Source organism: Cellulophaga omnivescoria, from assembly GCF_001999725.1.
GTDB lineage: Bacteria > Bacteroidota > Bacteroidia > Flavobacteriales > Flavobacteriaceae > Cellulophaga > Cellulophaga omnivescoria.
The window spans coordinates 253,752-267,401 of record NZ_MDDP01000010.1; the positions used below are offsets into that span (position 1 = coordinate 253,752).

Annotated in this window: 12 protein-coding genes; 2 read left to right on the forward strand and 10 right to left on the reverse strand. The window is 33.3% G+C overall.

What is annotated here, in order from left to right; genetic code table 11:
* Positions 1 to 34: 34 nt before the first annotated feature.
* From BFJ87_RS06180 to BFJ87_RS06190, 3 genes are all read right to left on the reverse strand, one after another.
* Positions 35 to 748, reverse strand: coding sequence for a hypothetical protein (locus BFJ87_RS06180; RefSeq protein ID WP_077401466.1), 714 nt, complete (start codon positions 746 to 748; stop codon positions 35 to 37).
* A 199-nt stretch (positions 749 to 947) separates the two neighbouring features.
* Positions 948 to 2,003: a phosphoadenosine phosphosulfate reductase domain-containing protein gene (locus tag BFJ87_RS06185; RefSeq protein ID WP_077401468.1), complete on the reverse strand. Its 1,056-nt coding sequence runs from the start codon at positions 2,001 to 2,003 to the stop codon at positions 948 to 950.
* Positions 1,996 to 2,658: a hypothetical protein gene (locus BFJ87_RS06190; RefSeq protein ID WP_077401471.1), complete on the reverse strand. Its 663-nt coding sequence runs from the start codon at positions 2,656 to 2,658 to the stop codon at positions 1,996 to 1,998. Before BFJ87_RS06190 ends, BFJ87_RS06185 begins: the two co-directional genes overlap by 8 nt.
* Before the next feature lie 371 nt (positions 2,659 to 3,029).
* Between BFJ87_RS06190 and BFJ87_RS06195 the strand changes: the two genes are divergently transcribed.
* Positions 3,030 to 3,365 carry a single-stranded DNA-binding protein gene (locus BFJ87_RS06195; protein WP_038505775.1) on the forward strand — a complete coding sequence of 112 codons (336 nt, stop codon included), beginning with the start codon at positions 3,030 to 3,032 and terminating at the stop codon, positions 3,363 to 3,365.
* Between the two features lie 66 nt (positions 3,366 to 3,431).
* Here BFJ87_RS06195 and BFJ87_RS06200 read toward each other — a convergent pair whose 3' ends face one another.
* The 5 genes from BFJ87_RS06200 to metG all read right to left on the reverse strand — a co-directional run bounded on the left by BFJ87_RS06200 (position 3,432) and on the right by metG (position 9,920).
* Positions 3,432 to 5,555 (reverse strand): Tex family protein, encoded by a 2,124-nt coding sequence (locus tag BFJ87_RS06200; RefSeq protein WP_077401474.1) that lies wholly within the window; start codon positions 5,553 to 5,555, stop codon positions 3,432 to 3,434.
* An 87-nt stretch (positions 5,556 to 5,642) separates the two neighbouring features.
* Positions 5,643 to 6,350, reverse strand: a complete 708-nt coding sequence (locus BFJ87_RS06205) for a YiaD family glycine zipper/OmpA-like lipoprotein (RefSeq protein ID WP_077401477.1) — start codon at positions 6,348 to 6,350, stop codon at positions 5,643 to 5,645.
* Positions 6,351 to 6,392: 42 nt separating this feature from the next.
* The gene (locus BFJ87_RS06210) at positions 6,393 to 6,869 is read right to left on the reverse strand and encodes a lipocalin family protein (protein ID WP_077402239.1); all 477 of its coding nucleotides are present in this window, start codon (positions 6,867 to 6,869) and stop codon (positions 6,393 to 6,395) included.
* 424 nt (positions 6,870 to 7,293) lie between these two features.
* Positions 7,294 to 7,812 carry a ferritin gene (locus BFJ87_RS06215; protein WP_077401481.1) on the reverse strand — a complete coding sequence of 173 codons (519 nt, stop codon included), beginning with the start codon at positions 7,810 to 7,812 and terminating at the stop codon, positions 7,294 to 7,296.
* 29 nt (positions 7,813 to 7,841) lie between these two features.
* Positions 7,842 to 9,920 carry a methionine--tRNA ligase gene (gene metG / locus BFJ87_RS06220; protein WP_077401484.1) on the reverse strand — a complete coding sequence of 693 codons (2,079 nt, stop codon included), beginning with the start codon at positions 9,918 to 9,920 and terminating at the stop codon, positions 7,842 to 7,844.
* Between the two features lie 171 nt (positions 9,921 to 10,091).
* On the opposite strand from metG, the gene BFJ87_RS16870 reads away from it, so the two are divergent.
* Positions 10,092 to 10,262: a hypothetical protein gene (locus BFJ87_RS16870; RefSeq protein ID WP_171974474.1), complete on the forward strand. Its 171-nt coding sequence runs from the start codon at positions 10,092 to 10,094 to the stop codon at positions 10,260 to 10,262.
* A gap of 62 nt (positions 10,263 to 10,324) precedes the next feature.
* Here BFJ87_RS16870 and BFJ87_RS06225 read toward each other — a convergent pair whose 3' ends face one another.
* Together BFJ87_RS06225 and BFJ87_RS06230 are read right to left on the reverse strand one after the other, a co-directional pair.
* The gene (locus tag BFJ87_RS06225; RefSeq protein WP_077401487.1) at positions 10,325 to 12,040 is read right to left on the reverse strand and encodes a DUF1501 domain-containing protein; all 1,716 of its coding nucleotides are present in this window, start codon (positions 12,038 to 12,040) and stop codon (positions 10,325 to 10,327) included.
* A 9-nt stretch (positions 12,041 to 12,049) separates the two neighbouring features.
* A complete protein-coding gene (locus tag BFJ87_RS06230) occupies positions 12,050 to 13,543 on the reverse strand; it encodes a DUF1800 domain-containing protein (protein ID WP_077401490.1) in 1,494 nt (497 codons plus the stop codon).
* Positions 13,544 to 13,650 lie beyond the last annotated feature (107 nt).

Sequence of the window (13,650 nt, forward strand, 5' to 3'; positions counted from 1 at the left end):
ATTTTCGTAAGTAGGCTTGCACTAGCAATTAATTTTATACGGTGTTGGCAACTGGCTTTTTATTCAGTCTGTTTATTATTTCTTCGTCTTGGAATGTTTTAATTCCGTTTTTATAATTGTTCAGAAAATACTCGTCATAACCAGTTTCATTTATTCTTTCAGCTATAATTTTTTCGTTTAACAAAGATTTCGGATTGGGAACAGTCAATGTCGCTATCAGAAAATCAAATTCGTTCATTTCATCAGTCCACTCTATTTTTAAAAATCCGTTTTTGTCAATTATTTCAGGTTCTTTTTCAATAATGTAATCGGATGGATTGAAATTATAATCTGCATATATTTTTGTCCAACGTTCTTTTATAATTTCAAGATTTCTGGTTTTCTCAATCTTTGGATTTATTAAAAGTCCAACAGTTCCCCAATTTTTATTCAAAGATGGTCCTGATTCTTTCCATAGACCTTCAGCTCCAGCCATAGCAAAAGCTTGACTTTCTATATTCCGTGCGTTTTTCAGCACTTCCTTAAATCTCAAAATATACGCATTTCCAAATTCCGTTTTTGGGTGATTTGACAAAATCATTGTATGTGTATTTCTCCGAGAACTTGATTCTCTTCCGTAACGAATTCGAGCTTTTATTGGAATTAGATTTTCTATAGATTCCAGATTGAGTTTTCTCCATTTAATTCGTTTAGGTTCGTTGTCCCAAAGTAATGAACCTATGATTATTGCTCCTCCTTTAAATTCCATCTATTTCGTTTTTCAGCTTGTTGCCAACGTCTCGGCTATGATTAGTACGGGAATAAATAAGTGATTAATTTCCGATTAAGCACTTAGCCAAAACTTTTTATTTTGTTTTATCTTTTCATTTTAAAAGCCAAATCAAAAGATTTGGTGAACTTTATAAAAGTACACTAAACTTTGGGTTAAACACCAAAACCCGTATTAATTATAGCCATTGTTGTAAGGCGTTTTCTGAATAATTATCATTTATTTTATCAATTTCCCACAATTCATAGATTCTTTTTATTTCCTCTTGACTAATTAAATTCAAACCACTTATTTTCTCTGTGACTAATAACTTTTCTAAAATTATTTTTCTTCCTTCTAATGTTATAGGTCCTAAACCTTTAACTCCATTTCTTCTGAAAGAACATCTGTATTTTACATTATCTCTAAATTCTGAAATCCAATTCCTGAAGTCATATAATTCTTTTAATTCTGAGTATCCATTTTCTATCATATTACCCATAGACTTATCTTTTCGAACTACCGTACAAGTCCAACAGCCAAACCTTGAGTTTCCACAAGAAGAGCCTTTAGATTCTCTATAAGTAGGACATTCAGATTCAGCATCTTGATATATTGAACGAATCTTTTTAAAGTCAATACTTTTAGGCAATTCGTTATACCGTAAAGTCAACCACACATCTTCTAATGCGTGATTAATAATTGGACTAAAAATTATATTCTTTGATGAACCACTTTGTTTTAAATAATATTGATTGTTTGTTTTATGTTTAGATATTGTTCTATCTCTTTGTTCACTTTCAGAGCTTCTTACTCCTAATAAAATAACTGCTTTTTTATCTTTATCTATAAGCTGTTTAACAGGATTAATTCTTAATTTATCTGTACACCAACGAAAAATATTAGTAGGTGTAGGGTAACCTCTTCCAATTACCTTTACAAAAAACCTATCTTCCAATTTTGGTTTTACAATCTTCAAAATCAATGGTATCTTTAATTCTTCACATTCTTTTTTAAGTTTATCAAAAGTATCATAAACATAAGTTGTTACAATAGGGTTTTCTACACCGGTGTCACAATACAATACTGTGACGGGTTTATGATAAAAATCTATTTGTTTTAAAGCATTAAAAACTAATTTTAACATTGAAGAAGAATCTTTTCCCCCACTGTAGCCAATATACCAAGGTATATAGTTTTTAACATATTCTTTTTTGATGACTTTAATAACTTGTTGGTCAATTTTACTATTCATCAAGTTTAGTTAAAGTTTCAGTTATTTTGGTGTTTACTAAATTTATATGATGAGTTTCTATAAATTCAATTTGTTCATTTGATAATTTAATGTGTTTTAGAAAAGCGAGTGCGTGCAAACCAAGGCTAATTAAACCGACCATAATAGTTGTTAAGCCAAACATTAATAAGTTGTTTTTGATGCTTCCCTCAAACATTGTCATAGAAATAAGAATTAATACAGATATAAATATTGAAATTATAGAAAGGTCAGCAGTTGAAGTCCATATGATTCCATTAAAATAAATATTTTTACTTTTTTGCTTAAGAGATTCATCATTATCTACCACGTGATAAAAGATACTTTTTAATCTGTTTTTTTTAAAAAGAAATTGTCGTTGTATATCAGTTAGAGGTTGAGTGAACAGTCTACAAATATGATTCTTTATATTCAAGTCAATTTTTTTATGAGAATAATTTGTGACAAGATATCTGACTTCAAACATTTCATATAAAACACCAATAATAACAGCTATTACAGTAGGAATTGTATATTCTTTAAATTCAAAACCTGAGAATTCTTTTTTTGTAATTATTGAGATGTAAATTAAGCCATAAATTACTATTATAATTCCTGGGATTAAGAGTCTTAATTTTTTTAATGTTTCTAAGTTCATTTATTTTTTGTCTTAATGCCTTACAACTACACATAAACGCAATACATTGCGTTTATTCCACCCATATGGCTGTGTAAACGCACATTTTGCATTTTTGGTTGTTATTTTTCTCACAATTTATAATTATTTTCTGTATTATAATTACGCAAATGTGTAATTAGCCCAATTTTATGTGTAAAATGCACTAAAATAAACCCTTTTTGTATTTTTAGTTTAAGGTTGTTTTTACCGTTTTTAAACGACTACAAATAGTTACAACCGAAAGTAAGCACTTTGTAACCGCATATAGTTTGGTTGACGTTTTAGGTTTGCAGTGCCATTGCAATGGTGCTTTGGTAGTAATAACTGTTAAACATTAAAACACACAAATTATGAACGCACTTAAAAACAGAGTACAGTTAATTGGGAACTTAGGTAACGATCCAGAAATTATAAACTTAGATGGCGGTAAAAAGCTGGCACGCTTTTCTATAGCTACTAATGAGACGTACAAAAACGCTGCTGGCGAAAAAATAACAGATACCCAATGGCACAATGTTGTTGCTTGGGGTAAAACTGCAGAAATTGTAGAGAACTTTTTAACCAAAGGAAAAGAAATTGCTTTAGAGGGCAAATTGGTTAACAGGTCTTACGAGACCAAAGAAGGAGAAAAAAGATATAGTACAGAGGTTAATTGTAACGAGATTTTAATGCTTGGTAAAGGATAAAAATACACCAAACACTAACCAAAATTAAAAAGGCTTTCTATACTGGTTTAGAAAGCCTTTTTTGTATTACATTTTTTTATGTAGTGCCAGTTGTATGCGCTTACGGGCAACGTCTACCTCTAATACTTTTACTACAATTTGTTGGTGTAGGCTTACGTGCTCATTTACGTCTTTTACAAAAGTGTCTGCCAGGTTAGATATGTGTATTAAACCACTTTCTTTAATACCAACATCTACAAAACAGCCAAAATTGGTAATATTGTTTACAATGCCGGGTAATAACTGCCCAGCAACAAGATCTGTAATAGACCGTATGTTTTGGTTAAAAGAAAATACTTTGGCTTTTTCTCTAATATCTAAACCTGGTTTTTCTAGCTCCTTAACAATGTCTTGCAATGTTGGTAAACCAACAGTGTCTGTACAGTATTTTTGTAGGTCTATTTTTTGTAAAACCTCCTTATTACCAATTAACTCCTCAATAGGTACTTTGGTATCTTTAGTTATCTGTTGTACTATGCTGTAACTTTCTGGGTGTACAGCAGAATCGTCTAAGGGGTTTTTTGCATTTTTTATGCGTAAAAAAGCAGCACCTTGCTCAAATGCTTTTCCGCCCAAACGCGGTACTTTTTTTATAGCTGTTCTGCTTGTAAAAGCACCATTTTCATTACGGTAATTTACTATGTTTTCTGCTAATTTTGGCCCAATACCAGATACATAACTTAGTAAAGATGTACTTGCGGTGTTTATATTTACACCAACCGCATTTACACAACTCTCTACAACGGTGTCTAAAGATTGTTTTAGTTTGCTTTGGTCTACATCATGTTGGTATTGCCCAACACCAATAGATTTTGCATCTATTTTTACCAATTCTGCTAACGGGTCTGCCAATCTACGCCCAATAGAAACTGCACCACGTACGGTAACATCATAATTAGGAAACTCGTCCCTAGCAATTTTTGATGCCGAGTATATAGATGCTCCCGCTTCACTAACCACAAAAACCTCTACAGGGTTTTTAAAATGTATTTGTTTTACCAAATGCTCTGTTTCTCTAGATGCTGTACCGTTGCCAATAGCAATGGCTTCAATTTTATAAGCATCTGTTAACGAGCTAATTTTTTTAATAGCCTCTGTGCTTTTATTTTGTGGTGCATGCGGATAAATGGTTTCATTATGCAACAAATCTCCTTGCGCATCTAAACACACCAATTTGCAACCGGTTCTAAAACCAGGATCTAAGGCTAAAATTCTTTTTTCGCCTAACGGAGAACCTAAAAGTAACTGTTTTAAATTTTTAGAGAATACAGCTATTGCATCTGCATCTGCTTTTTCTTTAGCACTTTTTAATAGCTCGTTAGACAAAGAAGGTAGTAGCAGTCTTTTGTAAGCATCTTGTATAGCAAGTTCTATTTGAGTGCTACAGGAATTGTTACTTTTAATAATTCTACTTTCAATTTTATCTAAAGCTCTATCATTGTCTATTTCTATTTTAACCCGAATAAAACCTTCTTTTTCGGCTCTTAAAATAGCAAGTAACCTGTGTGATGGGCATCGTTTTAAAGCCTCGCTCCAATCAAAATAATCTCTAAACTTCTGGGCTTTTTCGTCTTCTTTTTTAGTGCCAACCACTTTGGTTGTTATAAGTGCATAATTTTCTAACTGGTGGCGTATACCGTTTCTAATATCAGTACGCTCATTAATCCATTCAGCAATAATATGTCTGGCTCCTTCTAACGCCAAATCTTCATTAACAATAACATCATTTAGGTATCTAGAGGCTGTATATTCAATTTCATCATTACGCTGTGCCATTATTATTTTAGCCAAAGGCTCTAAACCGTTTTTAATAGCGGTTTCAGCTTTTGTCTTGCGCTTCTTCTTATAAGGCAAGTAAATATCCTCTAACGTTGTAATGTTGTCTGTGGTAGCAATTTTAGCTTGTAGTTCTGTAGTTAAAACGTCTTGCTCTTGTAAGGCTTTAAGTATTGCTGTTTTTCTTTTTTCTAAGGCTTCAAACTGTGTTTTGTAGGTTACAATGGCACCAATTTGTACCTCGTCTAAATTACCTGTTTTTTCTTTACGGTATCTAGATATAAAAGGTATGGTACAGTCTTCATTTAAAAGCTCTATAGTATTTTTTACACTTAGTTCTGGTAACTGTGTGTGTTTAAGTATATATTTTATCATTAAAAAAGACCTTATAAATTTAGTTTTATAAGGTCTCTAATATATTTAACTCAATTGATTTAATCGAATTTATGTGCTATAAATTTTCTAGTTTTCGCCAGATTCCATTTTAGCATCATTTATCATTTTCTCATTAGGTAAAATTGCAACGTTAACTCTTCTGTTTTTTGCTCTACCTTCTGGAGTACTATTATCATGTGTTGGTTTTTCTTCTCCAAACCACTCTGTAGTAAATCTGCTTGCAGCAATTCCTTTTGCTGTTAGGTATGATGTTACAGCGTTTGCTCTGTTTTTAGATAATGTCATATTATAATCTGCAGCACCAGAACTATCTGTATGGCCTACAACCAAAATATTAGTGTCTGGATACTCTATAAATACATTAGCTAATTTGTTTAAAGATGTTTTAGAAGCACCGTTAATGTTGTATTTAGCTGTGTCAAAAAATACACCACTGTTTTCATCAAAAGTTACAACAATACCATTGTCTACACGCTCTACTTGTGCACCCGGAATTTCTTCTTCAATTTTTTGTGCTTGCTTATCCATTCTGTTACCAATAAGCACACCAGCACCACCACCAACAACACCGCCAATAACAGCACCTAGCTCGCCATTGCCTCCTTTGCCTACATTATTGCCAATTATAGCGCCTAAAATTGCACCACCAGCAGCACCAATTGCACCACCTTTTTGTTTGTTGTTTGCGTTTTGTACAGCATCACAACTTGTAAAATTTGCCATTAATAGTAATGCAAATGCTGCTGTAGCTATCTTTTTTATTATTGTTTTCATAAGGTTATTTTAAATTATTAAATAATTAATGGATTGTGTTTATTACAAAGTTGCTTTGGTAAAATTCATTGTAATTGTAAATGGTTTTCCATCTACAGATAAAGTTTGTGTCCAGGTCATATTAGACTCTGTTAACAAGGCGAGTGATAACCTAAAACCAACGTTGTTTTGACTTTTACCTCTTGCGTCTGTAGGCTTAATTAAAAAGTCGTACAAACCTGTAGTTTCATCAATTTCCTGAATAGTAAAAATAAAATTACGTTCTCCAGTAGCACAATTTGCATTGTTTATGCTATACTTACCAGTATTGTTGTTAGGTATAAAAGACCAAGAACTGCCTTGGAAACACTCTTTAGAGACATCGTTTAAAAGGGTAACGTTATATTCACCAGCTTCACTATAAGATATGTTGCTAAGTGTCCATTCTCCTTTAATTACTTTTTTTGATGTTCTAACGGTTTTTGATGCTCCGCAAGAAACTAAACTTACTGCAAGTAGTAGTACTATTAACTGTTTCATAATATTTGTTTGTTTTTGTATATACGAAATAACTGTTTTTTTAGACCACATAGTAACTCATTTGCATAAAATGATAATGCAATAAATTTGTAGTCTAAATACTATGTAAAGATACTAGATGTTGTATTAACTAGATGTGAAAAAAACTGTAAATTAGATGAAGTGCGTAGTCTTATGCTACTTTTTTAAGCAAATCAAAACAAGGACATTTTTTACAACGTTTGCTTTCAGATTTCTTGTATTTTTTACAGCATTTACTTTTTACCTTATCAGCAACTTTTGGAGTTGTTGCCTTTAGTAATTTTTTTAATGCTTTTTTTTCCTTTTTCTTATCCTTTTTTTTGCCCATAACTACTTATGCCTAAAAATAGTAAGGCAAAAGTAGTTATTTTAAATTAATCTAAATAAAATTATTTTGTTAAACTTATTGCGGATTTTCTGTAGAGGCTGTAGATACTGTTATTTGCTGTATATCTCTGTCAAACAAATACAAGCCACCTTTATCATCTCCAATAAGGTTTATTTTGTCTAAAATAGTACGTGCCATAGCTTCTTCCTCTATTTGTTCTGATACGTACCATTGTAAAAAGTTATGTGTGGCATAATCTTTTTCTTGTAAAGTAATGTGTACTAACTCATTAATACTGTTAGATACAAATACTTCGTGTTCAAAAAGTTTTTCAAACATTTCTTTAAAAGAATTAAAGGTAACATTTGGTGCCGCAAGCTGAGAAATTTGTGCGTGTCCGCCACGCTCATTAACAAATTTAACCAGTTTTAGCATATGGTCTCGCTCTTCGTTAGACTGGTCGTACATAAAGCCAGCAACACCTTCTAGCCCTTTAACTTCTGCCCAACAAGCCATTGCTAAATAAATTTGAGAAGATTCTGCTTCTATTTTTATCTGATTGTTAAGTGCTTTTTCTATATTTTTTGATAACATAATTTTCTTCTTTTTATAAAATTACAAAATTAATTTATTGTTTCACCACTATTTACACCATCTTCATCTGGGTTCACAAAAACTAATTTGCCATCTGCATTCTCTGTCATTAAAATCATTCCCTCACTCTCTACACCGCGTAAAGCTCTTGGAGCTAGGTTTACTAAAACGGTAACTTTTTTACCAACAATTTCTTCCGGAGTAAAGCTTTCTGCAATACCAGATACTATAGTGCGGGTATCTAAACCAGTATCTACCTTTAAAACCAATAGTTTTTTGGCTTTTGGCATTTTTTCAGCTTCTATAATGGTACCCACACGCATGTCTAACTTTGTAAAATCGTCAAAAGTAATGGTGTCTTTTTGCGCAGCTACTTCTTTATTCATTTGTAAGTTTGCTTTTTTTGTAGCTTCTAATTTTGCTAATTGAGCTTCAATTTCTTTGTCTTCTACTTTTCTAAACAATAACTCTGCTTTGTTAATTGTATGTCCGGCTGGTAATAACACATCTAAGGTAGAAACGGTGTTCCATTCTACAGTTGTGTCTGTAGCAGCTATATTTAAAATGTTTTTAAGTTTAGCAGATGTAAAAGGTAAAAATGGCTCACTTAGTACAGCCAATGCAGATGCTATTTGTAAAGCAACGAACATTATGGTTTTTACACGTTCTTCATCTTGCTTAATAACTTTCCAAGGTTCTTCATCTGCTAAGTACTTGTTACCAAGTCTGGCAAGGTTCATTAATTCTTGTCCGGCTTCTCTAAATCTATAGCGCTCTAAAGAACTAGAAATTATTTCTGGGTATTTTTTAACCTCTTCTAAAGTAGCTGTATCTATTTCAGAAAATGTTGCAGGAGTAGGTAAAACACCGTTATAGTATTTGTTTGTTAATACCACAACTCTGTTTATAAAGTTACCAAAAATGGCTACCAACTCGTTATTATTACGTGCCTGAAAATCTTTCCAAGTAAAATCGTTATCCTTAGTTTCTGGTGCATTTGCAGTTAATGTATAACGTAACACATCTTGCATATCTGGGAAATCTTCTAAATACTCATGCAACCAAACAGCCCAGTTTTTAGAGGTTGATAACTTATTGCCTTCTAAATTTAAAAACTCATTTGCTGGTACGTTTTCCGGTAGAATAAAATCTCCGTGTGCTTTTAGCATACTAGGAAAAATAATACAGTGAAACACTATATTGTCTTTACCTATAAAATGAAGCATTTTTGTGTTTTCATCTTTCCAATACGGTTCCCAGTCTTTACCCTCACGAGCAGCCCATTCTTTTGTAGATGAAATGTAACCAATAGGAGCATCAAACCAAACATACAGTACTTTGCCTTCGCCACCAGGAACAGGTACTGGAATTCCCCAGTCTAAATCTCTGGTTACTGCACGTGGTTTTAAACCATCATCTATCCAAGATTTGCATTGTCCGTAAACATTGGGTTTCCAATCATTTTTATGGCCTTCTAAAATCCATTCTTTTAAAAAGTCCTCGTACCTATCTAAAGGTAAAAACCAGTGTTTTGTTTCTTTTAATGTTGGTACAGCACCAGATATTGTAGATTTTGGATTTATTAGCTCGGTAGCATTTAAGGTAGACCCGCAATTTTCGCACTGGTCACCATAAGCTTCTTCATGACCACATTTAGGGCAGGTGCCAATTACAAATCTGTCTGCTAAAAACTGTTTAGCTTCTGCGTCATACAATTGTTCTGTGGTTTCTTCTATAAAATCACCTTTGTCATACAAATTCTTAAAAAACTCAGAAGCTGTATCATGGTGTACTTGTGCAGATGTGCGCGAGTAATTATCAAACGTAATTCCAAAATCTAAAAACGATTGTTTAATTATTGCGTGGTATTTATCTATAACTTCTTTAGGTGTAATACCTTCTTTTTTGGCTTTCATAGAAATAGCTACACCGTGCTCATCACTACCGCAAACAAAGGCAACGTCTTTATTTGTTCCTCTTAAATAACGTGCATAAATATCGGCAGGAACATATACACCTGCCAAATGCCCAATATGTATTGGTCCGTTTGTGTAGGGTAATGCTGCTGTAATTGTATATCTGTTTGGTGTTTTTGTTTGCTGTGCCATTAAAATTGAATTAAAGCACAAAAATACATTTTTGCCAGCAGTACTAAAGAAAAAGATAGAAATAAATACGTGATACAGGCGCTTGTTGCTTTTAAAAACTGTGGCATTACAACGATTATTTAAAATATATGCTGTATTTTTTAGTTGTAATAGTATAAAAAAGATAAAGTTATGAGTGGCAAACCAGTACGTAAAGATATTTTAAAGTCTGTAGATCTAGATGCTATAAAAGACACAACTAAAGCTAAAGATGATATTACACGTGTGTACAAAAACAAAAACTCTAGAGTTAAAAAGGAGCTAGATTTTAAAACCAAAAAAAACAATACCAAATTGGCATAAAAAAGCACCTAAAACGTAAGTTGAAGGTGCATTAAAGTAACATTAATTGTAACGTAAACTATTTAGGATACCATTACAGATTTGCTCATTTTTTGGTCTTTAACACTTATTCTGTATATATATTTGCCGGTAGCAAGGTTTACAGGTAAGCGTTCTCTAATGTTAATTTCTTGGGCTCCTTCAGTAGTCATAGCATTGTATACCGTGCCTATGTTTTGCCCTAAAATGTTATAAATTTGGATATCTACATGTGCCGTAAAAGGCATTTCTAAATGTATTGTTGGGTTTCCTTTTGTAGGATAATATGGTTTGTGTACTACCATATTTTCTATTACAGGGTCTGGTTCTGTAGGATCCGTGCCACCGTCACCAGGACCTGGTAAAACAGGCGTTTCATCATCAATTGCAATATCCGGAAAATCTTCTCCACTACAACTAAAACCTAAATCTACTGGCACATAAGTGCGCCCTAATAAATGCCTTTCTACAGCTTCTCTAGGTACACATAACCATTCTGCTAAAACAGTACCGTACAAATCTCTAAAATCCATTGTGTACTCTAGGTTTCCTCTTTCGTTGGGGTCATCTAACGATGGATGATCACCAACAAAGGCACTACCATTTAAAGCAGAACCAAAAAATAGGGTAGGACTGGCTTTACCATGATCAGTACCGTTAGATCCGTTTTCGTAAATTCTACGTCCAAACTCAGAGAAAGTCATACTTAAAACCTTGTCGTCTTGATCTGTACAGGCTAAATCCTGATAGAAATCACTTACTGCAACAGATAAATTTGTCATTAAACGCTCATGCGCTAATGGCTGATTTCCGTGTGTATCAAAACCACCCATAGAAATCATATATACTTTTGTGCCTAAACCTCCTTTAATAAGTTTAGCTAACACAGCTAATTGTCTAGCAAAACTATTGTCTTGGTATTCTATACCACAACCCAATGCCTCACCACGTTCATAAGCTTCATGTATTTTGCCAGAGTACTCATAAGTTGTGTTTGCAACACCTCTTAAAAATTTAATTTGGTCACCATACATACAGTCACCAAAAATGGTTTCGTCTGCTATTTCATACTGGTTACCTGTTTCTGCAATACGTTCTAGTTGGTTAATATTACTAGTAACAAAGGCATAATTAGTTTCTTCTCCCTGAAATACTAAGCTACCGTATTGTCCTATTTGAATGGCAGCAGGAGCTTCTGGAGGATTTATTAAATAATCTTGATATAATTCTTCAAAATGTCTACCCATCCAACCTGTATTTTCTCCAGAAAAACCTGTGGTTGTTAAGTCGGTATTGGCAAAAATATCTGATCCTGTAAAGTGAGATAAACTCTGACCTTCATATCCAACACCGTGCACAGCTTTAAATTGGCCTTCTCCCCACATACGTTCTAGAGATGTCATATATGACGGCACACCAAAATTATCGGTTAATTTTAGAACCTTACTTTCTGGTATGTAAATATTTGGTCTTGCATTTGCGTACGTATCATATTGCTCTATTGGTATAACAGTACTTAAACCGTCATTACCACCTGCAAGTCTTATTAAAACTAAAACTTTACCGTCTGACTCTGCATCTGCAATTGCAGTAGATAAGGGAGATTTGGCCGAAGCGTTTAAAACATTACTGCCTAATAGCATAGAACCAGAGCCAACCATACCCATTGCTTGTAAAAATGAACGTCTGTTCCATTTTTTATGCTCTAAGTCATGAGCCTCTTTGTCTGCATGTTGTACTTTAGAATTTGTATTGCACATAATAAATGGTTATTTTAATTGGAATTCTGGTTGTCTAATAATATGCATCATAAGCTGAAAAACTAATACTTCTGCGCCTGGGTAATATAAGTTCCAGGTGCCGTCTCCTTCAGGCGGAGCGTAATATTGTACAAGTGCATCATCTCTAAATACATCATACGCATTTTGTAACTCATCTGCAGCAATACCTTTTGGTAATAATTTACCTAAAATGGCATCTGTAACTCTATCTGGACTGCTTTCTGTAGATGCATTGGGTGTAACAGAAATGGCAAATTCTCTAAATTGCTCAGAGTTTGCATTGTATGCAGTTTGTAAGTATAGTTCTGCAGACAACCAACGTCCAATCATAAAATTGGTGTTTATCCAGTACCTATCTCTGTACCATCCTTCTACTCCAGGAGGGTTAAAAATTTCCTGTCCTAATAGTCTACACGTGTTTTCTACGCTTGCAATTGTATCCTCATCAAACGCAAAGTTTGTTTCGTTTATTAAATTAACATAAATATCAAACGGACTTTTTATAATTACACCTACAGCTTCCTCATCATAAAAATGTTCACTTTTAAAAAGTACTCTTAATACTTCTGCTATTTCAAAACCACTGTTTCTAAAAACAACGGCTAACTCACTAACAATTTGCTTTGCATTCCCATTATTTTCTTCATCATCAGAATCAGGGTGAATAAAAAATTCATAAAGTTTTTTACAAATAAACCAGCTAATTTTTTCTTCTCTTTGGTCAAATAAATTGTCTATAACCCCATCATAATCAAAAGTATCTGTTTGACCAAAAATTATTTTAGTTCCAGCATCGTGCTTTGTAGGGTCAAAAGTAATAGGAGTGTATCTTTCTTCACCGCGTTCTACCCAACCCGTTAATGCTCTAGAAGTTTCTATAATATCTTCTTCTGTATAACCATTACCCTCGCCTAAAGTAAATAACTCATACAACTCACGAGCATAGTTTTCGTTAGGGTTGTTTCCATTATTAAATACGCCATCTAAATAAAAAAGCATTGCATCGTTAAGGCCTATTTCTCTTACAAAATCTTTAAAGTTGCCTATTGCATTGCGTTGCAAACAATCTACATACCTGTATAATAGTGGCGGAGCCATATAGTTTCTGTATTCGGTAACAAAGTGGTTGCTCCAAAAGAAACTTAATCTGTCTTTTAAATTATTTGTAACTAAACCATTAATATATAGGTTTATGAACTCGCGTTTTTGTTGTGTAGTAATTTGACTTTTTGCATCATTATCCTCTGGATAATCTGCTCCGGTCCAGTTTGCCCAAGTTGGGGTTGCAATCCCTGGCATACTAATAGCCTCAGCTATTAAATTGTCTACATAAGCAGAAACATTCTGCCCTACTGCGTTAGTAATAGTGTCTACAGAGGCACTAAAACCTAATCTCCTGTATAGATGTTCAGCTTTTTGTTTGTCTAGTGAGCCAGCTATGGGGTTTAGCGATGCAGAGTTGCAATTCACAAAATATTCCATAATAATTATTGCATTAGTATTGATCGGTTATTGGGTTGTGTGTTTATTTTTAACGTTAAAATATACATAACAGTATATCTATGGTTAAAAAATTTAACAACATAACG

Bases quoted from the DNA above. Each gene is read 5' to 3' on its own strand.
- BFJ87_RS06195 (WP_038505775.1), top strand. From the start codon at position 3,030: ATGAACGCACTTAAAAACAGAGTACAGTTAATTGGGAACTTAGGTAAC.
- BFJ87_RS06225 (WP_077401487.1), bottom strand. From the start codon at position 12,040: ATGTGCAATACAAATTCTAAAGTACAACATGCAGACAAAGAGGCTCAT.
- BFJ87_RS06190 (WP_077401471.1), bottom strand. From the start codon at position 2,658: ATGAACTTAGAAACATTAAAAAAATTAAGACTCTTAATCCCAGGAATT.
- BFJ87_RS06200 (WP_077401474.1), bottom strand. From the start codon at position 5,555: ATGATAAAATATATACTTAAACACACACAGTTACCAGAACTAAGTGTA.
- BFJ87_RS06215 (WP_077401481.1), bottom strand. From the start codon at position 7,812: ATGTTATCAAAAAATATAGAAAAAGCACTTAACAATCAGATAAAAATA.
- BFJ87_RS06205 (WP_077401477.1), bottom strand. From the start codon at position 6,350: ATGAAAACAATAATAAAAAAGATAGCTACAGCAGCATTTGCATTACTA.
- BFJ87_RS06210 (WP_077402239.1), bottom strand. From the start codon at position 6,869: ATGAAACAGTTAATAGTACTACTACTTGCAGTAAGTTTAGTTTCTTGC.
- metG (WP_077401484.1), bottom strand. From the start codon at position 9,920: ATGGCACAGCAAACAAAAACACCAAACAGATATACAATTACAGCAGCA.
- BFJ87_RS06230 (WP_077401490.1), bottom strand. From the start codon at position 13,543: ATGGAATATTTTGTGAATTGCAACTCTGCATCGCTAAACCCCATAGCT.
- BFJ87_RS06185 (WP_077401468.1), bottom strand. From the start codon at position 2,003: ATGAATAGTAAAATTGACCAACAAGTTATTAAAGTCATCAAAAAAGAA.
- BFJ87_RS06180 (WP_077401466.1), bottom strand. From the start codon at position 748: ATGGAATTTAAAGGAGGAGCAATAATCATAGGTTCATTACTTTGGGAC.
- BFJ87_RS16870 (WP_171974474.1), top strand. From the start codon at position 10,092: ATGAGTGGCAAACCAGTACGTAAAGATATTTTAAAGTCTGTAGATCTA.